General features: G+C 41.0%; 33 protein-coding genes, 1 tRNA gene and 1 other annotated feature. Of the genes, 32 read left to right on the top strand and 2 right to left on the bottom strand.

The genetic code is table 11. From position 1 onward, the window contains the following. Position 1 precedes the first annotated feature (1 nt). Genes I6H64_RS04650 through I6H64_RS04635 form a run of 4 tightly spaced genes read left to right on the top strand, consistent with a single transcriptional unit; the run spans position 2 to position 2364 of the window. On the top strand, positions 2-691 hold the full coding sequence (locus tag I6H64_RS04650) for a rhomboid family intramembrane serine protease (protein ID WP_008841397.1): 690 nt from the start codon (positions 2-4) through the stop codon (positions 689-691). A gap of 32 nt (positions 692-723) precedes the next feature. After that, positions 724-954: a YqgQ family protein gene (locus tag I6H64_RS04645; protein WP_002831428.1), complete on the top strand. Its 231-nt coding sequence runs from the start codon at positions 724-726 to the stop codon at positions 952-954. After that, a complete protein-coding gene (locus I6H64_RS04640) occupies positions 954-1916 on the top strand; it encodes an ROK family glucokinase (protein WP_002831430.1) in 963 nt (320 codons plus the stop codon). Before I6H64_RS04645 ends, I6H64_RS04640 begins: the two co-directional genes overlap by 1 nt. A gap of 28 nt (positions 1917-1944) precedes the next feature. Further along, positions 1945-2364 carry a rhodanese-like domain-containing protein gene (locus I6H64_RS04635; protein ID WP_002831431.1) on the top strand — a complete coding sequence of 140 codons (420 nt, stop codon included), beginning with the start codon at positions 1945-1947 and terminating at the stop codon, positions 2362-2364. A gap of 85 nt (positions 2365-2449) precedes the next feature. Here the strand turns inward: I6H64_RS04635 and I6H64_RS04630 are convergent, their stop codons facing one another. Next, the gene (locus tag I6H64_RS04630) at positions 2450-2626 is read right to left on the bottom strand and encodes a DUF3042 family protein (RefSeq protein WP_008841395.1); all 177 of its coding nucleotides are present in this window, start codon (positions 2624-2626) and stop codon (positions 2450-2452) included. An 81-nt stretch (positions 2627-2707) separates the two neighbouring features. Between I6H64_RS04630 and I6H64_RS04625 the strand changes: the two genes are divergently transcribed. From I6H64_RS04625 to recN, 25 genes are all read left to right on the top strand, one after another. After that, a complete protein-coding gene (locus I6H64_RS04625) occupies positions 2708-3442 on the top strand; it encodes a glycerophosphodiester phosphodiesterase (protein WP_008841394.1) in 735 nt (244 codons plus the stop codon). Position 3443: 1 nt separating this feature from the next. Continuing rightward, positions 3444-4361, top strand: coding sequence for a tRNA (adenosine(37)-N6)-dimethylallyltransferase MiaA (gene miaA, locus I6H64_RS04620; protein WP_008841393.1), 918 nt, complete (start codon positions 3444-3446; stop codon positions 4359-4361). Then, positions 4358-5617 carry a methionine gamma-lyase family protein gene (locus I6H64_RS04615; protein ID WP_008841392.1) on the top strand — a complete coding sequence of 420 codons (1260 nt, stop codon included), beginning with the start codon at positions 4358-4360 and terminating at the stop codon, positions 5615-5617. The genes miaA and I6H64_RS04615 overlap by 4 nt, the downstream gene beginning before the upstream one ends. Before the next feature lie 79 nt (positions 5618-5696). Next, a complete protein-coding gene (locus tag I6H64_RS04610) occupies positions 5697-6062 on the top strand; it encodes a MerR family transcriptional regulator (RefSeq protein WP_004165215.1) in 366 nt (121 codons plus the stop codon). Positions 6063-6092: 30 nt separating this feature from the next. Next, a complete protein-coding gene (gene glnA, locus I6H64_RS04605) occupies positions 6093-7433 on the top strand; it encodes a type I glutamate--ammonia ligase (RefSeq protein ID WP_002831440.1) in 1341 nt (446 codons plus the stop codon). Positions 7434-7758: 325 nt separating this feature from the next. Then, on the top strand, positions 7759-8634 hold the full coding sequence (locus I6H64_RS04600) for a coiled-coil domain-containing protein (protein ID WP_024862415.1): 876 nt from the start codon (positions 7759-7761) through the stop codon (positions 8632-8634). Then, positions 8627-9559 carry a hypothetical protein gene (locus I6H64_RS04595; protein WP_008841390.1) on the top strand — a complete coding sequence of 311 codons (933 nt, stop codon included), beginning with the start codon at positions 8627-8629 and terminating at the stop codon, positions 9557-9559. The genes I6H64_RS04600 and I6H64_RS04595 overlap by 8 nt, the downstream gene beginning before the upstream one ends. Before the next feature lie 13 nt (positions 9560-9572). Next, positions 9573-10112: a dUTP diphosphatase gene (locus I6H64_RS04590; RefSeq protein ID WP_002831443.1), complete on the top strand. Its 540-nt coding sequence runs from the start codon at positions 9573-9575 to the stop codon at positions 10110-10112. Between the two features lie 142 nt (positions 10113-10254). Next, the gene (locus I6H64_RS04585; RefSeq protein ID WP_002831444.1) at positions 10255-10482 is read left to right on the top strand and encodes a hypothetical protein; all 228 of its coding nucleotides are present in this window, start codon (positions 10255-10257) and stop codon (positions 10480-10482) included. Between the two features lie 119 nt (positions 10483-10601). Next, a tRNA-Arg gene (locus tag I6H64_RS04580) sits at positions 10602-10675 on the top strand. Positions 10676-10961: 286 nt separating this feature from the next. Beyond that, the gene (locus I6H64_RS04575) at positions 10962-11474 is read left to right on the top strand and encodes a hypothetical protein (protein ID WP_002831445.1); all 513 of its coding nucleotides are present in this window, start codon (positions 10962-10964) and stop codon (positions 11472-11474) included. A 609-nt stretch (positions 11475-12083) separates the two neighbouring features. Next, positions 12084-12713: a TetR/AcrR family transcriptional regulator gene (locus I6H64_RS04570; protein ID WP_002831447.1), complete on the top strand. Its 630-nt coding sequence runs from the start codon at positions 12084-12086 to the stop codon at positions 12711-12713. 49 nt (positions 12714-12762) lie between these two features. Further along, positions 12763-12829 (top strand) — a sequence feature (ribosomal protein L21 leader region). A 14-nt stretch (positions 12830-12843) separates the two neighbouring features. After that, positions 12844-13152 (top strand): 50S ribosomal protein L21, encoded by a 309-nt coding sequence (gene rplU, locus I6H64_RS04565; protein WP_002831448.1) that lies wholly within the window; start codon positions 12844-12846, stop codon positions 13150-13152. A gap of 22 nt (positions 13153-13174) precedes the next feature. Then, positions 13175-13501, top strand: coding sequence for a ribosomal-processing cysteine protease Prp (locus I6H64_RS04560; RefSeq protein ID WP_002831449.1), 327 nt, complete (start codon positions 13175-13177; stop codon positions 13499-13501). Between the two features lie 24 nt (positions 13502-13525). Further along, positions 13526-13813: a 50S ribosomal protein L27 gene (rpmA, locus tag I6H64_RS04555; protein ID WP_002831450.1), complete on the top strand. Its 288-nt coding sequence runs from the start codon at positions 13526-13528 to the stop codon at positions 13811-13813. Positions 13814-13929: 116 nt separating this feature from the next. Continuing rightward, positions 13930-14493, top strand: coding sequence for an elongation factor P (efp, locus tag I6H64_RS04550; RefSeq protein ID WP_002831452.1), 564 nt, complete (start codon positions 13930-13932; stop codon positions 14491-14493). 19 nt (positions 14494-14512) lie between these two features. After that, positions 14513-14944 (top strand): Asp23/Gls24 family envelope stress response protein, encoded by a 432-nt coding sequence (locus I6H64_RS04545; RefSeq protein WP_002831453.1) that lies wholly within the window; start codon positions 14513-14515, stop codon positions 14942-14944. Further along, complete coding sequence (gene nusB, locus I6H64_RS04540; protein WP_002831455.1) at positions 14941-15345, top strand: transcription antitermination factor NusB; 405 nt, start codon at positions 14941-14943, stop codon at positions 15343-15345. Before I6H64_RS04545 ends, nusB begins: the two co-directional genes overlap by 4 nt. A gap of 119 nt (positions 15346-15464) precedes the next feature. After that, positions 15465-16316 (top strand): bifunctional methylenetetrahydrofolate dehydrogenase/methenyltetrahydrofolate cyclohydrolase FolD, encoded by an 852-nt coding sequence (gene folD / locus I6H64_RS04535; protein ID WP_005916602.1) that lies wholly within the window; start codon positions 15465-15467, stop codon positions 16314-16316. Further along, on the top strand, positions 16316-17659 hold the full coding sequence (xseA, locus tag I6H64_RS04530) for an exodeoxyribonuclease VII large subunit (protein ID WP_002831457.1): 1344 nt from the start codon (positions 16316-16318) through the stop codon (positions 17657-17659). Before folD ends, xseA begins: the two co-directional genes overlap by 1 nt. Continuing rightward, entirely contained in the window at positions 17659-17895 is a 237-nt protein-coding gene (locus I6H64_RS04525; protein ID WP_002831459.1) for an exodeoxyribonuclease VII small subunit, read from the top strand. The genes xseA and I6H64_RS04525 overlap by 1 nt, the downstream gene beginning before the upstream one ends. After that, positions 17888-18772, top strand: coding sequence for a polyprenyl synthetase family protein (locus I6H64_RS04520; RefSeq protein ID WP_005916605.1), 885 nt, complete (start codon positions 17888-17890; stop codon positions 18770-18772). Before I6H64_RS04525 ends, I6H64_RS04520 begins: the two co-directional genes overlap by 8 nt. Positions 18773-18785: 13 nt before the next feature. After that, positions 18786-19604, top strand: a complete 819-nt coding sequence (locus tag I6H64_RS04515; protein WP_008841385.1) for a TlyA family RNA methyltransferase — start codon at positions 18786-18788, stop codon at positions 19602-19604. Positions 19605-19612: 8 nt separating this feature from the next. Further along, entirely contained in the window at positions 19613-20071 is a 459-nt protein-coding gene (locus tag I6H64_RS04510; RefSeq protein WP_002831464.1) for an arginine repressor, read from the top strand. An 11-nt stretch (positions 20072-20082) separates the two neighbouring features. After that, positions 20083-21762, top strand: coding sequence for a DNA repair protein RecN (gene recN / locus I6H64_RS04505; RefSeq protein ID WP_005916611.1), 1680 nt, complete (start codon positions 20083-20085; stop codon positions 21760-21762). Between the two features lie 530 nt (positions 21763-22292). Here recN and I6H64_RS04500 read toward each other — a convergent pair. Continuing rightward, positions 22293-22628, bottom strand: coding sequence for a hypothetical protein (locus I6H64_RS04500; protein WP_005916613.1), 336 nt, complete (start codon positions 22626-22628; stop codon positions 22293-22295). A 186-nt stretch (positions 22629-22814) separates the two neighbouring features. Between I6H64_RS04500 and gmk the strand changes: the two genes are divergently transcribed. The 3 genes from gmk (at position 22815) to coaBC (ending at position 25021) form a co-directional block, all read left to right on the top strand. Beyond that, complete coding sequence (gene gmk / locus I6H64_RS04495) at positions 22815-23429, top strand: guanylate kinase (protein WP_002831470.1); 615 nt, start codon at positions 22815-22817, stop codon at positions 23427-23429. A 1-nt stretch (position 23430) separates the two neighbouring features. Continuing rightward, positions 23431-23640 carry a DNA-directed RNA polymerase subunit omega gene (rpoZ, locus tag I6H64_RS04490; RefSeq protein ID WP_002831471.1) on the top strand — a complete coding sequence of 70 codons (210 nt, stop codon included), beginning with the start codon at positions 23431-23433 and terminating at the stop codon, positions 23638-23640. 190 nt (positions 23641-23830) lie between these two features. After that, a complete protein-coding gene (gene coaBC, locus I6H64_RS04485; RefSeq protein WP_005916619.1) occupies positions 23831-25021 on the top strand; it encodes a bifunctional phosphopantothenoylcysteine decarboxylase/phosphopantothenate--cysteine ligase CoaBC in 1191 nt (396 codons plus the stop codon). Positions 25022-25027 lie beyond the last annotated feature (6 nt).

Raw genomic sequence — 25027 nt, 5'->3', positions numbered from 1 at the left:
AATGGACAAAACAAAAATTAATTTGAAAAACTTTTTTGCCGGACCTTTCGTGACGATTACTTTAGTTGCGTTGAACGTGTTGGTTTACCTATGGCTAACCTTAGCAGGCGGATCAACTGATCTGACGGTTTTGGTAACTCACGGAGCCATGGTGCCAGCCATGATTAAAGATGGTGCTGGATGGGCAAGCTTGTTTACTTCCATGTTTGTGCACATCGGTTTCGAGCACTTGTTATTTAACATGATCACGCTTTATTTTATTGGACGCTTACTGGAACAGGTAATTGGTCACGGGCGTTTTCTATTAATTTATTTGCTTTCCGGAATTTTTGCCAACGTAGTTAGTTTAGCGTTTGCTGCACCAAATAGTATTTCAGCAGGGGCTAGCGGGGCCATTTTTGGGATTATAGGTGTCTGGATAATGATGGCTGAGCAATACCGAAACTATCCTTTTTTAGCCGGAATGGGCCGCCAAATGCTGATTTTTAGTGCGTTGGGAATCGTTAGCGGAATGTTTGGTACAAATATTGATATTTTCGCCCACCTAGGCGGGCTAGTCGCTGGCTTTCTACTAGGTTACGGGTTTAGCTTCCCTAATTTAGGCAAAGTACCCCTAAAGAAAAGACTTGGTAGCGGGGTTCTTCTACTAATTTTATTGGGAGTATTTGTGAAATTAGCGTTTACATTATAGCGATAATTTGGTAAATTAGTTGAGATGGTATTATGAAAACACTTTATGATGTGCAACAACTTTTAAAGCAATTTGGTGTCTTTGTTTACGTTGGTAAACGCAAGTGGGATATTGAATTGATGAGCATTGAACTGAAAAATTTGTATAAAGCGGGGGTAATTGACCAGCCGACTTTTGCAAAAGCTCAATTAGTTTTACGGCACGAGCACCATATTGAAGAAGTTAGAGATCATAAGCAAAAAAATGGAGGTTTTTTAGACTAATGGAACGGAAATTAATTGGGGTTGACCTTGGTGGAACAACAATCAAGTTTGCTATTTTAACTGAGGATGGCGAGATCCAACAAAAATGGAGCGTAGAAACGAACGTCCTTGATGAAGGTTCTCACATTGTCCCGGACATTATTGAATCCATTAATCACCACATTGATCTTTACAAGATGAGCAAAGATCAATTTATTGGAATCGGTATGGGTACTCCTGGAACCGTTGATCGTCAACGCGGAACGGTAATTGGTGCATTTAACCTAAATTGGAAAGAAACCCAAAACGTCAAAGAAGAAATTGAAAAAGGTACGGGCATTAAGTTTGCAATTGACAACGACGCAAACGTGGCTGGCTTGGGTGAACGCTGGAAAGGTGCCGGAGAAAACGGTGACGACGTGGCGTTTGTTACCCTTGGTACCGGAATTGGTGGCGGTTTGATCGCTGGTGGTCAACTATTACATGGAAAGGCTGGCGCAGCTGGAGAAATCGGCCACGTAACGGTTGATCCAGAAGGCTACTTATGTACTTGTGGTAAGCGCGGTTGCTTAGAACAATACGCTAGTGCTACTGGTGTTGTACATGTAGCTCGTGACATGGCTGAAGAATTCTCTGGTGATTCTGAATTGAAGCGCCAAACAGACGATGGGCAAGACATCACTTCTAAGCTAGTGTTTGATTTGGCAAAGGAAGGCGACGTTTTAGCATTGCGCGTAGTGGATCGCGTTTGCTACATGCTCGGTTTGGCACTTGGTAACTTAGCAAATACGCTAAATCCTGAAAGCATTGTAATTGGCGGTGGCGTTTCAGCAGCTGGTGAATTCTTGTTAGATCGGGTTCGCGATAACTTTGAAAAATTTGCATTCTCTACCGTGCGTTCTTCAACCCAATTGAAGCTTGCTCGTTTGGGTAACGACGCGGGGGTAATCGGCGCTGCTTCATTAGCGCGGGTATTTGCTTAATATATAGAATTTTGGAGATGAATAAAACATGGTAGCTGCAGCAGCAAGTAATTCGAGTGGATTTTGGATCAATACCGTAATCATTATCTTAATCATTGCCTACTTACTTTATCAACTATATATGTATTGGAAGCGGGGCAAGATTGCAACCCAATTGGATAATGAAGCTTTTCGAGCGGGGATGCGCAAGGCTCAAGTGATTGACGTGCGTGAAAAGAAAGAGTTTGATGCCGGTCATATTTTAGGTGCGCGGAACATCCCTTATTCCCAAATGAAAAGTCGGACGCAAGAGTTACGCCCTGATTTACCAGTTTATTTATACGATCAAGGCCGGACGTTTAGTGGACGGGCAGCAATGCTTTTGTCAAAACGCGGCTTTAAACAACTATATATTTTGAAATATGGTTACCAACGTTGGGATGGAAAAACTAAAAAGGCTAAATATTAAAAAGAGATTGGGTTAAAATGGAATTAACCCAATCTCTTTTTGTATACTGGTGCCAACTTAAGGTTAGCAATGTTTTTAAAACGAATTAACCGTTTTGGGCCGCGTGCCGTTTACGCTCTGCGCGTCGCCGATTTTCTTCAGCACGGTTTTCGATTTCTTCGACAGGCTCCACGACTACCTTATGAAAGGTATACATTGCACCTGCAATGGCACCAAGAGTTGATACGGTTCCAAAAAGGAATCCCTTAACAAATTTACCCATGTAATTCAGCTCCTTATCTAGGTTATCCTAATTATGCGCTGAATTGCCCAAAAATACCAGAAATAGATCTAGGAGAATGTTATGTTGACGCAAGTAATCGCCCACCGGGGCAGTAAGGGTGTTCGACCTGAAAATACACTAGCAGCCTTTAAAAAAGCAATTGAAGAGGGTGCTGATGGAATCGAAACGGACGTACATTTATCTAAAGATGGTGAAATGGTGATCATTCATGATGAGACTGTTGATCGCACCACTAACGGAACGGGCCGCGTATTTGACCATACTTTAGCTGAGTTAAAGCAGCTAAGCGCTGGAGGCTCCTTTAGCGGAAGGTACCAAAACGAGAAAATCCCTACATTGCAAGAAGTGGTCGACTTACTAATTGCGGAACGATATACCGGAATCTTTAATCTAGAACTGAAGTCCGACAAATTTAAGTATCCTGGGATTGAACAAAAAGTGTTTAGTTTTTTTAAGGATCTCGACTACCCGTTCGAGCTGGTGTATTCGAGTTTTAACCCGGAAACATTAGTTACAATGCATACTTTACAGCCAGACGTAGAGATGGCTAGTTTGTTCAAATTTAACGCAAAGGCAGCTCGCAAGTTGACGCACCGTAAGGTAATTCAAAATTGGCACCCTAGTATGGCTTGGGTTCGGGGGCATCGTTTTCTTCTAGGAAAACGACGTTTACGCCCTTGGACAATTAACGTGGAAAGTGATTTAAGATTTTGCTTTCAAAAGGGCTTTTTAGGCGTGATTACGGATTATCCGACCCGCGCATTACAAGTCCGGGCAACTATTCAAGGAGGATGAGATGCAAAAAGTTTTAGCAATTGTGGGTCCTACGGCAGTTGGCAAAACCAGCCTGTCCGTCGAGTTGGCTAAACGCTGGAATGGTGAAATTATTTCTGGTGATTCAATGCAGGTATACCAACGACTTGATATCGGCACGGCAAAGATTACCCCTGAAGAAATGCAGGGAATTCCTCACCATTTAATTAACGTTCGGACGGTTCAAGAACGTTTTACCGCCGCTGATTTTAAAAATACGGCTTCGCAGTTAATTAAAGAAATTAACGGAAGAAACCGATTGCCAATTATTGTTGGGGGAACCGGGTTTTATTTGCAAGCGTTATTGAACGACTTACAGCTGGGGACCGCTAATGAAGATCGACAACAGGTTGAAAAAGTTCGGGCGGCATTAAATCAACAGGAGGACGATGCACTCCGGCAACAGTTGAAAAAGGTCGACCCGGTAAGTTACGCGAATATTGATTTAAATAATCGTCGACGGGTGATTAGGGCTTTGGAAGTCTACCAAACGACGGGGCAAAAATTTTCTGAACAGACTAAATCACGGGGTGAGTTAGCCTATGACGCCTTCCTGATCGGGTTAAATACGGAACGGGCGAAGCTGTATGAACGGATTAACCAACGGGTGGAGATAATGTTGGAACAAGGATTAGAAGCTGAAGCCCGCTGGTTGTTCAAACAGCCGGAGGTTCCTCAGGCGGTGAAGGGAATTGGTTATCGTGAATGGCCGGCATATTTTGCGGGTGAACAACCTTACTCAACTACGGTGGCTCAAATTCAAAAAGATTCGCGACATTACGCTAAACGACAATTAACCTGGTTCCGAAACCAGATGGACGTAAATTGGTTCGACATTATTCAAAACCCAAATGAAAAACAAATAATTAATCAAGAAATTGAGGAGTGGTTAGTAAAATGAAGAGTTGGAAAGACCAATATAAACCGGAAGTACAAAAGTTAATTACCGAGGTTGAACAACAAATTCAGCCTAAATTAAATGAAATTGATGATCAAGTGACTTACAATCAGCAAAAAGTTTTGAACGCTTTTCAAAAAGAACGGGTTGCTGAGGAGAATTTAAACGGGGCTACCGGTTACGGTTATAACGATATGGGTCGGGACGCTTTAGACCAGGTTTATGCAGAGGTATTCAAGACTGAGGATGCCTTAGTTCGGCCACAATTTGTTTCGGGAACCCACACAATTAGTACGGCCTTTTTTGGAATGCTGCGACCTAATGATAAATTATTGTACTTAACTGGAATGCCTTATGACACCATTCAAGAAGTAATTGGAATTACTGGTGAAGCTGGCCGGGGTTCGTTGAAAGATTTTCAAATTGATTTTGATTACGTGCCATTGTTAGCTGACGGAAAAGTTGACTTTGAGGGAATGCGGTCGAAATTGACTCCCGACGTCAAAGTAGTGGCCATCCAACGTTCCCGTGGATATGATAGCCGAGCAAGTTTCACGGTTACCGAAATTGAAGCAATGGTTAAACAGGTTCGTAAAGTCGCTCCAGACGTAACCATCTTTGTAGATAACTGTTATGGGGAATTTTCTGAAACTATCGAGCCAACCGAAGTCGGGGTAGACGTAATGGTGGGGTCGCTAATTAAAAATGCCGGAGGCGGCATCGCGCAAACTGGTGGATACGTAGTTGGGCGCAGGGACCTCATTGAAAAAATTGCTAGCCGGCTTACTAACGTTGGATCGGGCAAAGAAGAAGGGGCGACCTTAGAAAACTTGCGACGGATGTTCCAAGGATTTTTCATGGCTCCGGCGGTCACTGGGGCAGCCATTAAAGGTGCTATTTTTGAAAGTGCCATTCTTGAAAAGTGTGGTCTCCAAGTGGATCCAAAGTGGAATGATGCGCGGACAGACTTGATTCAGACCATTAATTTTGGAAAGCCAGAACCAATGATCAAATTTGCTAAACAAATTCAAAAGAATTCCCCAATTGATTCTTACGTTGATCCAGAACCATCCGTAATGGCCGGCTACGAAGATAAGGTGATTATGGCAGCGGGAACCTTTGTACAGGGAGCTAGCATTGAATTTTCTGCGGATGGCCCGTTACGAGCGCCATATACGTTATATTTACAAGGTGGGTTAACCTACGCACACGTAAAAGTGGCGATTGCAAAGGCCGTGGAAGCAACTTTTTTTAGTTGATGTTAGAAAACCTGACATGATTCTTGACGGGCAGATTTTCAATTGGTAGAATAAGCTCAATATTAAAGGAGTTATTGGTATGAGTGAAAAAGAGCTCCGTCGTTCACTGTCAGTTTTACCAATTGGTACAGTTATGAAACTGACATCGCTAACTGCGCGACAAATTCGGTATTACGAACAACACCAACTGGTATTTCCGGACCGGAGCGAAGGCAATCGGCGATTATTTTCCTTAAACGATGTGGATCGTTTGCTGGAAATTAAGGATTACCTGGCAGACGGTTTAAACATCGCTGAAGTAAAAGAACAGTTTGCTCGGCAAGCCGAAGCGCGGAAGCGTTCGATTTCGGATAGCCAGATGCGCAAAATTTTGCGCGACGAATTATTGCAAACGGGGCGCTTGACCGACGATGATGGCCCAACTTTCCCAATTAAACGAATTTAATAAAAAAATAAGTGGGGCGGACATACAATTATGGCAAAGAAAAATTACACACCAGCAGATATACGACAGATGGCAAAGGATAACAACGTACAATTTTTGCGGTTAATGTTCACGGATCTCTTCGGGGTGATTAAAAACGTCGAAGTTCCAATTAGCCAGTTAGACAAATTGCTGGAAAATAAGTTAATGTTTGACGGCTCTTCAATTGATGGCTTTGTACGGATTGAAGAAAGTGACATGTACTTGTACCCAGACCTTTCTACCTGGATGGTCTTTCCATGGGGAAGTGAACACGGAAAAGTTGCTCGAATCATTTGCGAAGTGTATACAAGCGATCGTAAACCGTTTGCTGGGGATCCGCGTAATAACTTGATCCGCGCCCTCCAAGACATGAAGGACGAAGGTTTTACCGATTTTAACATCGGACCTGAACCAGAGTTCTTCCTCTTGAAGTTAGACGAAAATGGTAAACCAACGACGCACCTCAATGACCAAGGAAGTTACTTTGACTTGGCGCCGGTTGACTTAGGAGAAAACTGTCGGCGGGATATCGTGCTAGAACTTGAAAATATGGGATTTGATGTGGAAGCTTCCCATCACGAAGTGGCACCCGGCCAACACGAAATCGATTTTAAGTATGCCGATGCGCTAACTGCGGCAGATAACATTCAAACCTTCAAGTTAGTGGTTAAGACGGTCGCACGGAAGTATAATTTACACGCAACCTTTATGCCTAAACCACTCGACGGGATCAACGGTTCGGGAATGCATTTAAACATGTCGCTTTTCAATAAAGAAGGCAACGCCTTTTATGATGAAAAGGGTGAGTTGCAGCTTTCCCAAAAGGCCTACTGGTTCTTAGGAGGACTGTTAAAACACGCTCGGAGTTACACGGCAGTTTGCAACCCCATCGTTAATTCGTACAAACGTTTAGTACCTGGCTATGAAGCTCCCGTTTACGTGGCTTGGTCAGGTTCTAACCGCTCCCCATTGATTCGAGTTCCTTCCAGCAAGGGACTATCGACACGCTTTGAAGTACGTAGCGTTGATCCGTCAGCTAACCCGTACTTGGCGATTGCTGCCGTCCTCGAAGCGGGACTGGACGGAATTCGCAACCAAATTGAACCAGATGATTCGGTTGATCGAAACATCTACCGGATGAACGTTCAAGAACGTCACGAAGAACACATTCAAGATTTACCTTCTACATTGCATAACGCTCTTAAGGAATTTGAAAAAGACGATGTGATGAGAAAGGCGCTGGGCGACCATATTTTCCAAAGTTTCTTGGAAGCTAAGAAATTAGAATGGGCTTCGTATCGTCAAGAAGTTACCCAATGGGAACGGGATCAGTATTTGGAAATGTTCTAAAAATCAATTAAAATAACCGTTTGATTGCCATACCTGACTAATGGAACAAAGTCAATGCGGAATCGCAGGCTTTAAGTTAATTTGTAACCAGCATTCTGGCTTTTGTTTCATCGATAACGAACTAAGAGATTGCCTAAGAATTCTTAAATTCTTGGGCGATTTTTTTATTTACTGCAATTTTTATTTTGGTTAAGGCACTGTTTTCTCGTATGAAACGGTTTTAAAACTTATTTTTGAAGTTTGTTTAAATTTGGTGACTAAACGCTTTATTTATTTGAAATTTTTTTGTAACATTAAGACAGAAATAGAGAATGGAGCGGATATCATGGCAGATGAACGTAAGAACCACGGGCAATCTAGTGGGGAGATTTTAATTTCCCAACTAAGGGTAAAGGATCAATACATAAACGACTTAGCGCAAGCGATTGATCAACATGATGATTTACAGGTTTACCAACTTTTAGAGCCAGTACGTTATCGAGAAGAAATTGACCAGGGCTTCGATTTGAAGTATGGGGAGCATCCGTTTGAACTTGTTCGGGATCAACGTGCTGAACTAGCGCATTACCTAAGTGATAATTTAATTGATTACCTGATTCAAAAGTTTCCATTTTTCTACTATCGTGAGGTAGAAAAGGGGCAATTTATCGTCTTCTTTGGAAATTGGTGGGACCGGCGCCAAATTGGGACGCTCGATTCTTTAAACATTGAATTGGCACTGGATGAAGATAAGTTGAGTCAATTGGAAAAAGCGTTACAAGCTGAAGAAGCTGGCGAAAGTTTAAACGGCGACCAAATTGCTGAACTTTCTGCTGACAACGTTAGGTTACAAAAATTAATTGATGGCCAAGCTGAATTAGAGAAGAAAAAAGAAGAGTTGATGCAACAACAAAGTGACCTGGCTGAAAAGGGTGGCTTATTTGAGTCAGCAAAGGTAAAAGAAGAGCGGCAACAATTAAAAGACGACTTAGCTAAGGTCGAAGAAGAAATTCAAACTGCTAACCAAGCTCCAAGTAAGATTCGGGAACAACAAAAACAAATTTTGGCATTGTCCAAAGAAGACACCATGCTTGGATTGGAGACGGCAGCTTTAAAGAAGAGCTTTACGAGTTTTAAAGAATTCCATGAATTAACGCAAAATCTTTACCATAACTACCTTATGGATCTATTAGACGAAGGGCAGGTAAAGTCTAATGGATAAGCAAAAAACACAACCAACCAATACCAAAGCCACTAACGAATTCAAACAGAACATGTTAAAGGTTCAAGACGAATTAAACGAAGGACTCAAGAAGGGTCAACACTATGCGGAGTTAATGCAAGTGTTAACTACCACTACCGATCCAGAAGAGTTACTGAGTGCAACGCGGCAATTAGCTAGTTTTGAAGTGGATACGGCAGCGGTAGTCTTTCCAAAAAAGTTTGCAGCTAGTGACTACTACCTGATTTTTATGTCACGCTTGCTTGAGCTAAACGGATTGACGAACCAATTTCGTTCCGTAATGACTGAGGCTGGTGGGCATCCGGTTATGCACCATCAATGGCCAGGCACTGAACAGACTTTCCGGTTTGAAAAAAATGGTGAGCACTTAGCGTATGTTGAACAAACTAGCCACCAAATTATTTTTAGGTTGAACTTAGAAAAGCAGACCATGAGCTTTGATACCGAAACCATTAATAATTTATACTTCTTATCCGGTTCTGAAACTGATTCGCAGTCCGCGTTGAAAAAACAGGTTGCTTCTTTTATTAAGTTTGGCCAACTCCTTGAAAGGGATTATAATTTCCAAGTTGACTTCAACATGTTTGATGCTCGCAACGAAAAGACTTACGTTTTTGAAGGTACCGGTTTGGACAGTAGTATTCTTGATGAATTGTTTGTATCTGCGGCACAGAATCATTACATTTTATACAATGCGGATGAATTTTTAGGCGCATTCTTGCGTTTGAAATCTAACGTAATGCTAACTATTTTTGAAATGAGTGCCTCCGACCATCAGTGGGCGATGCGCGTTCAAGATCAAGAAGAGCAATACTCTTTATTTGATGTTTTGAAAGACTACGCCTTCTTAAATGATTGGTATGTCAATAACATTGGCGATTTAAAATTAAAAATGATACTTTAAGGTGATTAATAAGATGGATTGGGCAAAAATGTTACAGGCCTCGGTTAACCTTGACCGTGACATTCGGATTAAGCATAATTTACAAAACAGTTTGGCGGATCGAATCCAAGAAGCGTATATTTCATTGGATGTGGAATTGGCTGAAATCGCCAATGCTGCGGAATGGTTTAAAGTTTGGAAGACTCACCGCGGAAAGCGCGACGGAGAATTATCAGTTCATCAAACCGTTTTAAACGAGTTTGTGGATGCCATTGATTTCTTTTTGTTGATGGCTAATTTAAACCAGTGGAACCATTTAATTGTGATTGGTGATGAGCAATTAGCAAATTATCAAAGTGATCAGCGTGATTTGGACCTTTCTTTGATGTATTTAAATATTAAGAAAATGCTGTTTTCAACGTATTCTTATAATCGGGGGACGGATTTTCAACATGCTTGGCACTTATTCATAAAATTTGGGATACAAGGCTTAGGATTTACTCCTGAGGAATTGGAAAAGGCTTATTTTGCGAAAAACCAAATTAATTATCAGCGTCAAGAAAACAATTATTGATGATTTGGGAGCGACGTTTAAGACGTATAGGTGCTTCAAAGAAGCAAGATATTTTACTAAAGACTCTGTTTGTGGAATAATGGTAATGTGAGGCCGAAGTACATTTGGCGAATTTTGCGTTTATAAGGAAGCGATGTATGTAATGACGTATACTGATATCTATGGTTTTAAGCACGAAAATGCCACCATCGTCAGTAAAAAAGATGAGTTTCGACGTGTTTTCATTATTGAAGATGAAAAGCATCGCCGCTTCGAATGTTTGAAAGAGCATCCTGAATCTACTCATAAGGGATCTGCGCACTGGAAGTTAAGTTCTAAGGACACTCCACCAGATAACTATTGGGATGTTTTTGAGACGAGTGATAAATAATGTGTAGGGCGAGGGGATTCTTGATGAATCTTCGCGCCCTTTTAATTTGGATAGATTAGGTTATCTGGCCCGAAAGTTTATTGACACATTGGGATTTTTTAAATATAATAAACAGGTACGGTTCGGTAGCTCAGCTGGATAGAGCATCCGCCTTCTAAGCGGACGGTCGTGAGTTCAAGTCTCACCCGAATCATACTTATATTGGCTGGAAGCCCTGTAATATAGGCTTTTGAAGAAGGAGCGCTCACCAAACGCTCACCAAGCAAAGAAAAAGCACTCAATCTTTCAATTAAGGTTGAGTGCTTTTCCGTTTTTTAACTGGATTTTGATGATGACTTTTATCTTCTAGTAAAGAAGCAACTGCTAATATAGTGGTTGCTTTTTTTATTTTAAAAATCAGTTAAGGGCGCAAATTACTTTAATAAAAGTTAAATATCCGTTATCATTAGGTAAAAGAAATCATTAGAGGGTGACGGACGATGAAAAAATTTTTTGCAATTTTATTGTCATTAATTATGGTGACGGTCGTTTTGGGAGCTTGTACACACAACAAGGTTTATGGGACTGTAGTAGTCACACCTGAAAAATACAAACAGATCTCGGCGGATAAGACGATGATCGAAGACTCAATAAAGGGTTTAGAAAAATTTAATTCCGAGAATCCTGAATCAGAGCAGAAGGTAATTAAAACTTTGAACACCCTTATTAAAAAGGGGCAACGGCACCTTAATAAACAGGATCGGGCGCAGTTTAAGCAACTATTAGGTGACACGCCTACCGGAGTTAAGGGAATTGTCAAAAATGCTTATGACCACCAGCGTGGTTTTGACGATGATCTAAGCGAGCGAATCCGCAATAACATGCTTAAAGCAATTAAACTCCTCCCGCATGGGGTTACTAAACATCAGGATGAACAAAATAAAATTTACAAACAAATGTTAAAAGATACTCAGGCTGATCGGAAGTTATACCGGATTGGCGGTAACGAATAAGTGCTGAGGTAAGCCATAGCGAGGCAAAAGAAAATCGGTTGCTTTTGGGTTATAATATAAATAAAATTAGCGGCTACGCTAAGGTAACCGTACTGTCTAATTTGGGAATCGTTTGAAACCCAAGGGATGATAACCTGCGTTTTAATGCTATTGAAGGTGAAAAATCAAAAGTGCTTCTCAAGAATTTTAAGTTTTTGAGAGGCGCTTTTTTAATCTCAAGGTTGAAAAAGGTATTAATTAATCACCGAGAAACATCTTTATAAGACAGGTCCATTTAGTGCGAAGTATACCAATTAATTTGCTTTAAACGATGTAGCATCTTTTTTTAAAACCAAAATACAGGGCGCCATTATTTATTGTTATGTTTACGGGAATAACTTAACTTGTTACCGCTTCGGTGAGGGATGTTTGTCTACTATGCCACTTTTTTTAAAATAAGCGAAAAAAAGGAGACGGAAACTGGACTGTTAGCGGTTCATTTGTTGGGTTTGGTAAGCTATCATGAACATGTAGATGATAAAAGTTCGCTATTAATGTATGGTATAGAATATTAAGGGCGGTACAAATTTTTGAATGACTAAATTTGCGAACTCTATGAGGTGCTTAATTATGAAAAATGATCCAAGAATTATTAAAACAATCAATAAACTGGAAAAGGCGTTTGTAATGTTATTAAAGACTTACGATGTTAGTGACATTAACGTCCGTCAAATTAGTGACGAAGCCGGGGTCACGCGGGGGGCTTTTTACTCTCATTTTTCAGACAAAAAAGAATTCCTTGAGTTTACTATGGAAAGCCTAATTCAAGAATTGCTAAAACCATCCCTAAAGGACTCCGCGGATTATGTGGAAGAGACGAAGCACGAAAACGCCCATCAGGCAAATGTGCTTTCGTTGACTGAAATTTTTAACCACGTAGCTGAAAATTACCAAGCTTACACAGTAGTAATGGGAAGCGATCGACTACCTAGTTTCAACCAGACGTTAAAAAAACGCTTAATGGAAGAGTTTGAAAAGTTCGCAGATTATTACGATGACGAAATTGATTTAGGCGGGTTTCCCTTCGAAGTATTGAGCTCCTTTTATGTAAACGGAATTGTCGGAATGATCAAGGTTTGGTTGGAAAAAGGAATGATGTACACGCCGCATTACATGGCAAACGCAGCAAAACAAGTCCTTGATAGCAAAGAAAGTGTCAAGGCAAACAATTTAAAGTTGACTGATTTTTTTGTGGTTTAACGTTGACTAATTAACGATAATCAAGTATAGTACTAATGTTGGTGTGGTCTCCACGCTACAACCGCACAGAGTGAGTTTTAAGCATGGCACTTACTTTGGCGAGTCTGAGATGAATAAGGAGGTGCACGTTGTGTACGCAATTATTAAAACTGGTGGCAAGCAACTCAAGGTTGAAGAAGGACAATCTGTATACGTTGAGAAGCTAAACGCTGCTGAAGGCGAAAAGGTAACATTTGATCAAGTACTTTTTGTTGGTGGTGAATCAACAAAGATTGGTTCTCCAGTCGTTGAAGGTGCTTCAGTTGCAGGTACTGTTGAAAAACAAGGCAAGCAAAAGAAGATTACTACTTTCAAGTACAAGGCTAAGAAGGGTCAACACACTAAGAAGGGTCATCGTCAACCATATACAAAGGTTAAGATTGATTCAATCAACGCTTAGTCAGTTGGAAGGGTGAAGAGTGATGATACAAGCATGGATTTATCGGGAAGCCGACCGCATTAGCGGGTTCAAGCTGACCGGGCACGCGGATGCTGGTGAGTACGGCAAGGATATTGTTTGTGCCGCAGTTTCTGTTTTAGCTATTAATACCGTGAATAGTATCGAACAAATCGCCTCGGTAATGCCACTGGTTGATTCAGATGATGATAACGGTGGATTTTTATCAGTTAATGTCCCCGAAAGTAAGGATCGGGAAGCGGAACAAAAGGCGCAAGTCTTATTGGCTTCTTTTGAATTAGGATTACGGGATATTAGTAAAACCTATGACAAGTACTTAGTAATGAATTAACTTACATTCGGAGGTGTATTTACCATGGAAATGAACTTACAATTCTTCTCTCATCATAAAGGGGGAGGTTCCACATCCAATGGTCGTGACTCAGCTGGTCGTCGCCTTGGAACTAAGCGTGCTGACGGACAAGCTGCTAAGGCTGGTATGATTTTATATCGTCAACGTGGAACACATATTTACCCTGGTGTAAATGTTGGTCGCGGAAACGATGATACATTGTTCGCACTTGCAGACGGAATCGTTCGTTTCGAACGTAAAGGTCGCGACAAGCGTCAAGTTTCTGTATATCCAGTAGCAGATGCTGAATAAGCGATAAGCAATTCAGGTCGGGACAAATCATCTTGTTCCGGCCTTTTTTAATGAATTTCTTGTTAAATAGACGAGCGATTGATATTATGAACTTATAATAATTGGAGGAATCTTTTATGAGCACAATTTCAACGTCAGATTTTCATAATGGATTAACTATCGAAGTTGAAGATAACATTTGGCGGATTGTTGAATTTCAACATGTTAAGCCGGGTAAAGGTAGTGCATTTGTACGGACTAAGTTGAAAAACTTAAGAACTGGCGCGGTACAAGAAAAGACTTTCCGTGCTGGTGAAAAGATGGAACAAGCTAACATCGAAACTCGCAAGATGCAATACTTGTATAACGATGGGGCAAACTACGTATTCATGGATAACAATACGTATGAACAAGTTGAAATTCCAGAAGAACGTCTCGAAGAAGAGAAAAACTACTTAATTGAAAATATGGAAGTAAGCATTTCCTTCTTTGGTTCCGAAACTTTAGGGGTTGAACTACCAAAGAACATTGCTTTGAAGGTTGAATCGACTGAGCCAAGTATTAAGGGTAATACTGCAAGCGGTGGTTCAAAGCCAGCAACGATGGAAACAGGTTTAGTGGTACAAGTACCTTTCTTTGTAAACGAAGGAGATACCCTCAACATTAACACCCAAGACGGAACTTATATTTCACGGGCTTAATTTTTTGGGAGGCATAGTTATGGCAGATACGAAATACTTGGAATTGAAGGATTCCAGTTCAAAAAGCGGCGGAATCGCGATTGCACCTGACGTGGTTGAATCCATTGCGGGGATTACGGTCGATCAAATTGACGGTGTCCATTTGATTAGCAACAATATCTCAAAGGGCTTTAACACCATTTTAGGTCGTGACGCAGTTGGCGCTGGTACTAAGTTGATTGAAGATGAACGCGGATTGGTAATCAGGGTCAATGTGATGCTTGATTTTGGCGTATCTGTACCCCAAGTTGCCACCAAGATTCAGGATCGGATTCAACAACAACTACTATTTATGACCGGCATCGTTATTGATGAAGTTAACGTAGTAGTTAGTGGAATGGTTCCGGACAAAACCACGTCTGATATTGACCCTAACGATATTTTTTCAGAAAATAATGGTGATCAAAAGTGAGTTTAAATCGACATCAAATGCGGGAAAGCGCCTTTAAGATGATTTTTGCCCAGAGCGTAAATCCGGACGCGGATCCCGAAGAATTAAAAAAACAAGTTTTGGAAGAATTTCATGAAACCGACGTTGCTGATCCGTTTCTGGACAATCTAGTTACTGGAGTTCAAGAAAACGTTTCGTCAATTAATGAAACGATTGGTAAAGAACTTAAAGCTGGTTGGACGGTAAATCGTTTGGCAAACCCTGACCGGGTGATTTTACAAATTGGTACGTATGAAATTAAACATACTGAAGTGCCTAATAGCGTAGCAATTAATGAAGCACTTGAGTTAGCTAAGAAGTATACGGACGAAAAGGCACGTAAGTTTATTAACGGTGTTTTATCGAACGTTGCTAAAGACTAGGTTATGTAGAGTTACGGATGGAAACTGACATTCGTAACTCTTTTATTTTACAAATTATTTTATGAGGTCATGTGTTATCATTTAAAGTGTGTAATTATTCAAAACTGGAGGCGTTGTGCTTGGGACAAATCATTGATGGGAAAGCCTTAGCGGCTGAAATCGACTTACAGACTAAGGCAGAAGTTATGCAATTAAAGGAACGGGGAATCGTTCCGCATTTAGCAGTGGTACTAGTGGGTGATGATCCAGCTAGCCACATTTACGTTCGTAATAAAAAAAGACGGGCGGAAAAGCTTGGAATCCAATCGACGGTTTGCCAATTTCCAAGTAGCGTAACGGAAGCAACATTATTAAAAGAAATTGACCGCTTAAACCACGATGCCTCGGTTCACGCAATTTTGGTTCAGATGCCACTGCCGCCACAAATCGATGAATTTAAGGTGACGTTAGCAATTGATCCGCGAAAAGATGCAGACGGTTTTCATCCGGTGAATATGGGGCGGCTTTTACAAAATAAAACTGATCATACTCCGGTGGCTTGTACCCCCCGAGGAATTATGCAAATGCTGCATAAATACAACATTAATCCAGAAGGTAAGAAAGCCGTGGTAATTGGACGGAGCATGATCGTCGGTAAGCCAATGGCTGCATTGTTACTAAACGCTAACGCAACGGTAACGGTAGCACATAGTCATACTAAAAATTTAAGCGAACTAACCAAGCAAGCCGATATTTTAGTCGTAGCTACGGGGATTGCGCACTTTATCAAAGCTAACCAAGTAAAGGATGGCGCCGTAGTAATCGACGTAGGGATGAACCGGGATCAAAATGGCAAATTAACTGGTGATGTTGATTTTGCGGAGGTATCTCCAAAAGCTTCGTTTATTACCCCGGTCCCGAAAGGGGTTGGTCCAATGACCATTACCATGCTAATGAGGCAAACAATTGATTTGACAAAGTGGAGTATTTAATGACAAATGATCAATATTTAACGGTTTCGGCGTTAACTCAATATATCAAACGAAAATTTGACGTTGATCCGTATTTGCATCGGGTTTACGTGGTCGGTGAAATTTCTAATTTCCGTTTGCGCGTTAACGGCCACCAATATTTTAGTATTAAAGACGAACAGGCTAAAATTAATGTAATTATGTTTAAGTCGGCGTTTGCGAAGGTTAAATTTCAACCTGAAGAAGGAATGCGCGTTATTGTGAGCGGTCGGATTAGCGTCTATCCCGGAAACGGCAGTTATCAATTGTACGTCGATTCAATGCAACCGGACGGTGTGGGCGCTTTATATCAAGCTTACGAGCAGTTGAAGGCTAAACTAGATAAGGAAGGCTTATTTAAGGCCCCTAAACAGGCAATTCCCCGATTTCCGAAAAAAATTGCGGTAGTGACCAGTCGTTCGGGAGCGGTAATTCGCGATATTATTACTACGGTGAAGCGCCGTTATCCGATTGTACAACTAGTGCTTTTTCCTGTAGCAGTGCAAGGTAACGAAGCTGCCCCTAATATTGCCGCCCAAATTAAATTTATTAACACTTTACCCGATTTTGATACCATCATTTTGGGTCGGGGCGGAGGTTCAATTGAAGATTTGTGGCCCTTTAATGAAGAAGTAGTGGCACGGGCAATTTTTGAAAGCCGAATCCCGACAATTTCATCGGTAGGACACGAAACGGACACGACGATTGCTGATTTAGTTGCCGACGTTCGCGCGGCAACCCCAACTGCGGCGGCGGAACTGGCGACCCCAGTTTTGACGGATGTTTTGACAGATTTACAAAAAACGGAGCTAAGAGTTATCAACGCTTTCAAAAATATATTGAAAATTAAGCAACAACAAGCGCGTCAATTAGAAAATTCGTATATTTTTCAAGAACCTCAACGACTTTATGAAGGCTACGTACAAAACGTTGATCAATTAACGGAGCGGTTGCGTAATGCACAGAAACAGTATTTAGCTGACCGCTCTGCAGAATTAGTTAAATTACAGCACCGCTTGTTAGTAAACAATCCGCAAAATCAGGTTGACTTAGCTACGCAAAAGGTGGGATATTTGCGGGAACAATTGCTTAGCGTAATTACTAGGCGATTTACTCAATCACAAACACAAATGCAAAAATTAGTTGCAGCTTTAGATAACCTTAGTCCCTTACGGATTATGAGTCGAGGATATACTTACGTTACTAAAGACGAACAAGTGGTTAATTCCGTAGAAAAGTTATCCGTTAATGACGCAATTAAGTTGAACTTTAGCGACGGCAGTGCTGATGCCATAATTAAAACAATTAATAACGAGGAAAAATAATGGAAAAAGAAAAAACGTTTGAAGAAAATTTACAAGAATTACAAGATGTAGTAAATAACCTCGAACAGGGTGATATCCCTCTTGAAAAAGCATTGAGTGAATTTCAAAAAGGAATTCAATTGAGTTCACAATTACAAGATACCCTGAAAAATGCTGAAAAGACACTTACCAAAGTGATGAAAGACAATGGTGAAGAAAGTGATCTTGATTTAGAAACAGATGAAACTAATGAATAAAGAATTCAACGAGTTTGTTCGAAGAAGTACACCATTAATCAACGATCATTTTGCAGAACTGATGGAGAAGGTTGAAAAACACCAACCCCAGCTGGCGCGGATGATGGCGTATTCGTTCAACGCTGGAGGCAAGCGCGTCCGCCCGTTAATATTACTAGCCGTTTTAGAGGTGCTGGGAGAGCCCATCAATCCTGATGTGCTAACGGTCGCCGTCGCGTTAGAAGCCGTACACACCTATTCGTTGATTCACGACGATTTACCGGCGATGGACAATGATGATCTTCGGCGAGGCCGTCCAACTAGTCATAAACAATTCGGGGAAGCGGAAGCAATTTTGACGGGGGACGCCCTATTAACGATTGCTTTTCAATGGTTAGCAGTGACTGGGTTTACAGCTGAAGTCAAAGCCACGATGATTGGTGACTTGGCGCAGGCAGCGGGACCAGAAGGGATGATTGCTGGGCAGCTACAAGACATTGAAGGCAATCACCAACGCTATACAATTGAGCAATTAAAAAAATTGCACGAATTAAAAACGGGACAAATGTTGATTTTTCCAGCTAAAGCAGCTTTACATATTGCTAAGTGCGAAACCACGGTGGCTACGGCAATATTACGGTTTGTACAAAATTTTGGCTTAGCTTTCCAAATTCATGATGATATCATTGACGTAACGGAAAGTAGTGTGGAACTAGGCAAAACGGCTGGTAAGGATCAAGCGCTAAATAAAAACACGTACGTTAATTTATTAGGACTGGATTCTGCAAAAGAACGGTTATCGACGGTTCTTAATGCATGCGAAGAGGCGTTGATCCCCTTAGTTGAACGGGGTTACGAAGTTTCACTGCTTCGCGGTTTTTTAGCGTATTTAAAATAATGGAGACAAGGTAATGGCAAAAGAACGAGTAGATGTTTTATTAGTTAAGCAAGGGTTATTTGACACCCGCGAAAAGGCCAAACGAGCAGTGATGGCTGGTGAAATTCTAGGAGATAATGAAGAACGGTTGGATAAACCAGGGGTTAAAATTGACCCGAACACTAAATTACACTTAAAGGGAAAACCGATGCCCTACGTGAGCCGGGGTGGTTTAAAACTTGCTAAGGCCCTAGATGTTTTTGACATTGACGTGAGTGGACTGGTAGTTTTAGACATTGGCTCTTCTACAGGCGGTTTTACCGATGTAATGCTCCAAAATGGTGCTAAATTAAGTTATGCCCTTGATGTGGGGACTAACCAGCTGGTTTGGAAATTACGGGAAGACCCCCGAGTAGTAGTGATGGAAAATACTAATTTTCGCTATAGTAAGTTAGCAGACTTTACCAGCGGTCAACCAGAATTTGCCTCTATTGACGTTTCCTTCATTTCCTTAAAACTAATTTTACCGGTCCTTAAACAGATTTTAAGAACTGGAGGCTCGGTAGTTAGCTTGATCAAGCCACAATTCGAAGCAGGGCGTGAAAAGGTTGGTAAACATGGAATCGTCCGGGATCGTAAAGTGCATGAAGAAGTACTTAAGAATGTTTTGACCATGGCTAATGCGGAAGGATTCGACGTATTGGGGCTAGATTATTCGCCAATCAAGGGTGGCGAAGGTAATATTGAGTTCTTAGCATGGCTATCTAGTACGGATGCTGAATTAGGCAGCATTAGTTCGAAGGTAAATATTAATGAAGTAATTGATCGAGCATATTCTAATTTAAATTCGTAGGTGAGATAATGCGTAAAAATCAACGACACGCCCTCATTAAACAAATCATCAATAATCATCAGGTTGGGCGCCAGGAAGATATTGTTGAAATTCTGCAAAAGCAAGGAATTCAAGTTACCCAAGCAACAATTTCTCGTGACATTAAGGAATTGCAGCTAGTTAAGGTCGCCACGGTGGATGGCCGTCTTCGCTATGCGTTACCAAAGACGGATAGTTCACAAATTGAACAGCGTTTCTTTAATTTACTAGCGACGTCTTTAATTACGATCAAGGCACAAGACCAATTAGTTTACATCGATTTAAAGCCCGGGAACGGTCCCAGCGTTGCGGCAACTTTGAAGCAAGTTAACTATAGTTTTGTGTTTGCTGTGATTGCTGATGATGACGGAGTGCTGGTAGTTTGCAAAGACAATGAGCGCGCTATACAGTTAAGAAAAAGGATCACCAAAGCGATAGCCTATACCTAGGAGAGATTATCATGTTATTGGAATTATCAATCAAGGATTTTGCAATTATCGAAAAACTAGATGCTAGTTTTCGGCAAGGGATGACCGTATTAACTGGGGAAACCGGTGCCGGAAAATCGATTATCATTGATGCCGTCGGATTGCTAGCTGGGGGTCGCGGATCCGTAGACTTTGTACGAACTGGCGCGGATAAGGCCGTCTTGCAAGGCGTTTTTGATATTGCTGAAATTGCCAATACTAAGACGGTTTTAGAAGAATTAGGAATTGAACCGACTAACGACCTCGTGATTACTAGGGAATTACTTAAGACGGGGCGTAGCGTTTGTCGAGTTAACGGAACCATCGTTAATTTGAACAGTCTAAAAAAGATTGGGCAAACTTTAATTGATATTCACGGACAAAATGAACACCAAGAATTGATGGATAGCGATAAGCATTTACGCTTGTTAGAACAGTTTGATTACGCTACGGTAGCCGACACCAAGCAACGGTACCAAGCTGCTTTTAAGGCGTACACTAAATTAAACCGGCGTTTAAACCAAAGTCTAAAAAATGAACATGAATGGAATCAGCGGGTAGATATGCTGCAGTTTCAAGTTGATGAAATTAAGGCTGCAAACCTTATCGAAGGTGAAGATGAAGAGTTAGAAAAGCGGCGTGATCAGTTGGTTAATTTTCAAAGTATTTCAGATGCGTTAGCAACTAGTTTTCAAGTTTTGGAAAGTGAAGAAGGAGTTTCTGCAACCGATCAAATTGGAAATGTAATGCAAGAAATGCAAGGAATTGCTGACTATGATGAAGAATACGAGCAGATTGCCGATGAGGTTCAAAATGCCTACTATTCTTTAGAAGATGTTACTAATCGAGTTCGCTCGGCGATTGACTCGATGGAATGGAACCCTGCTGAACTGGATGAAGTCGAACAACGGTTAGAAACAATCCGGCAGTTAAAAAAGAAGTACGGCAATTCGATTACTGAAATTCTGAAATACTTATCGAGAATTGAAAACGAATTGGCAGAAATGACTGGGGCGGGTCAAAATCTAGATGATTTGGCTGTGGAAGTGGAAAAACGTCTGCAAGAAACCAAGCAATTAGGTACGCAGTTAACCAATTTGCGCCAGAAAATGGCTTTGAAACTAGAACAAGCAGTTCGGGATCAGTTGGCGGGATTGTACATGGAAAAAACACAGTTTAAGGTACAGTTCAATTCTAAAAAGGTTCCGGAACTCGACGGACTTGATGACGTTGAATTTTTAATCCAACCCAATCCTGGTGAAGACTTGAAACCATTGGCAAAAATTGCGTCTGGTGGGGAGCTTTCACGGATCATGTTAGCTTTGAAAACTATTTTTGCTCGTAATGAGGGGGTTACCAGCATTATTTTTGACGAGGTTGACACTGGAGTCAGTGGTCGAGTAGCTCAGGCAATTGCGGATAAAATTCATGAAATTTCAAATCACTCGCAAGTATTATGTATTTCCCACCTTCCACAAGTAGCTGCCCGGGCAGACTACCAGTTGCACGTGGCTAAAAAAGTGGTTAAGGGACGGACGATGACTAATTTAACCGCTCTTGATGATGAGGGGCGGGTTAATGAAATCGCTAAAATGTTAGCTGGGGTAGACCTAACTGAATTGAGTTTAGAGCACGCACGCGAGCTGTTGCAGATGGAACATGAACAAGCCTGAGTAATAAGATACGTAAAAAGTGAGCGTGGGATAAAAGTTTGGTAATTTTTGAGCATTAACTAAGAAACTAATCATCATGCTTGGATTTGGCATAATGTAATAATCCCTCCATGACTGTCAGATGAATTATGATATTTCATTTGACAATCATGGAGGGATTTTTGAATGTCTAGATTTAAGTACACAGCATTAGAAAAATTTAGCTTTTATAATTGAATTTAAACTACGTTGGCTGGAACGACATGAGATCCTTAAAGCCTATCAAGTGCTAATTAAGTTAGTTAAAAATGGAATTGAATATTTTAATCAACAACAAGAAATGGCCTCATTCCAGATGAATACTGGAACGAAGCCGTTTAGTAAGCTACCTAATTTTATATTATTTTGTCTGTCAACTTGACAGGGCCCCTAGTCCATGATGGTCGATTTTTAGTTTTTCTCAGTCGCGATTTTTAATAGTTTTCGCGCTCCTACTACGACAAATAACGGATTGCGGGTTACAAGCCACGTTGAACTTGTAAAAGAAAATATTATATTAGCGCGATGCTGCGAATTTCTGCATCTTCTAATGTCTGGGTGGTATTTGAATTTTGGTCTTGAATACAAAGCCTTCCCGAACGGTTTAATAATAGGTGGCCACGTAGCTCGACCACCCGAGAAGCCGTTAAATTGATTTGCATCTGAACGGGAACTTGGTTTTGGATAGCAAACGCAATCGTATCGTTGATTTGAGTTAAGGACATCGCTTGGTCAACAATGTTAAGTCCGCGGTCTTCAGGAACCACGAATAAATTTTCATAAGTACTACGAATTGCTGCGAGCGAAAAGTTAAATAATTTAAGCGGACTTAGTTTACGACTTTCCATAATTGCCTCCATCGAACGTTTGTTTGTGTTTTTATTATACGAACAAACGTTCAGTTTTGCAAGTAGTTTTAAATAAAGGTGCTCAAAAGCGGAATTACTTTGCCTTGACATGCGGAATACAGTTGAAAAATAAGTAAAAAAAGTGCAAAATAGTAATTACATACATATATTTGAGGGAGTTTGGAAATGGCGAAAAGAGGAATGTTGATTGTTCTTTCGGGACCTTCCGGTGTAGGTAAGGGAACGGTTAGAAAAGCAATCTTTGATCAAGGTGGAAATGATTTCCAATATTCAGTGTCAATGACTACTAGAAAACCTCGTGAAGGTGAAGTTAATGGCGAGGATTATTACTTTGTTTCTAAAGCTGAATTTGAGAAAAACATCGAAGAAGGTCAAATGCTAGAGTATGCCAAATATGTTGACAATTACTACGGCACCCCGTTAAAATATGTCAACCAGACTTTAGACTCTGGTCGGGACGTTTTTTTAGAAATTGAAGTTAACGGAGCTCGTCAAGTCCGTGAAAAAATGCCGGACGGCGTCTTTTTGTTTTTAACACCGCCAGATTTGATGGAATTAAAACAACGGATTATTAATCGGGGAACCGAAGACATTGAAACGATTAATAAACGAATGGAAAAGGCGGTCGATGAAATTAAAACGATGCATGATTATGATTATGCAATCGTTAATGATAAGGTCGAAAATGCCGTTGAATCAATTAAAAATATTATTAAGGGAGAACATTTACGCGTTTCACGCGTTTACCCTGAATACCAAGAAATGTTAGGAGAGTTGTAAAATGATTTTATATCCTTCAGTTGATAAACTGCTTGAACGAGTTGATTCTCGTTATTCATTAATTATGTTAGCAAGCAAGCGCGCACACCAATTAGATGAGGGCGCACCAGAATTGCTTGACCACTATAGTTCTCATAAAAACGTTGGGAAAGCTTTAGAAGAAATTGTTGCGGGCGACGTAGTTATTGATCCTAACGAAAAAGACCTATAATTAATCAGTACTTAAGGTTAAGTAGAACCCGTCACTGGAAAATCTACCAAACGATACTAAGTGTAAAGCGAGGCTAGGAAAAATCTGAAATGATTTTTTCTAGCTTTTTTACGTGATTGTCATTCCATTATTTTAGATGGGATTAGGTACAGGAGACTGGTAGAATATAAAACTAGGAAGGTGTTTGCCAATGAAAATATTATTTGTAATTACCGGCGGAATTGCCGAATATAAGGTGGTTGAGGCGGTTCGATACCAGGTGAAGGCTGGTAACGCAGTAAAAGTTGTTATGACTAAGATGGCTGAAGAGTTCGTCACCCCATTGACGTTTGCCACGTTAACCAACGAACCGGTTTATGATGATTTTAAATCGGACCTGGGAAAGCCAGTTGCTCACGTAGCATTAGCTGACTGGGCGGATCAAGTCGTGGTGGCTCCGGCAACGGCAAACTTTATCGCAAAAATGGCACTTGGAATTGCGGACGATTTTGCGTCTACGGTAGTACTTGCGTCTTCAGCTAAGAAAAGGGTTCTGCCGGCGATGAACGTTAACATGTGGCAAAATCCAGCGGTTCAACGTAACCTGACCCAACTCAAGGCGGATGGGGTAGAAATACTAGAGCCAGTAGTGGGAGAACTGGCGGAAGGTTACTCCGGAAAGGGCCGTTTTCCATCGGCGGAAGTGGTTAATCAGTTTATAAGTCAACCAGTTAGTAGTAGCCAGCAGTTGGCAGGCTATAAGGTGGTGGTCACTGCTGGAGGAACCCGTGAAGCAATTGATCCGGTCCGTTTCATTGGCAACCGTTCATCGGGAAAAATGGGTTTTGCACTTGCACAACAAGCTGCGGCAGCCGGAGCGACAGTGACTTTAATCACTGGACCAACTAACTTAAGCCTTGACACCCATTCTAAAATTAAAAGAATTGATATTGAAGACGTAGCGGAGTTAAAAGCAGCTTTAGATCAGGAGCTCAAAAATGCGGATGTGTTAATTATGGCAGCTGCGGTTTCTGATTATCGAGTTGCTAAGGTTAGCACGCATAAGTTGAAGAAACATGATTTTAAAAATGGCTTACAACTTGAACTAGTCGAAAACCCAGATATTTTAGCTACGTTGGACCGACCGGACCGGTTAAAATATGTCGTGGGTTTTGCGGCGGAGACGGATGATCTACTAGAAAATGCTACGGGAAAAATGCAGCGAAAAGGTCTGAATATGGTGGTGGCTAACGACGTGGGCAACCCCGAGATTGGTTTTAACGTTGACGATAATGCCGTAACCATTTTACGTCCGGATCAAAGAGCTAAGGTGATTGCTAAACAATCTAAAGTAAAGATTGCAGAAGCAATTTTAAAAATTGTTAGCGAAGAATTGAAGTAAAGGGGA

Origin of the sequence: Pediococcus acidilactici (assembly GCF_016127815.1) — a bacterium.
Classification (GTDB): domain Bacteria; phylum Bacillota; class Bacilli; order Lactobacillales; family Lactobacillaceae; genus Pediococcus; species Pediococcus acidilactici.
The sequence above is the reverse complement of the archived record's forward strand: the minus strand, read 5'-3'. Positions and strand labels throughout refer to the sequence as shown.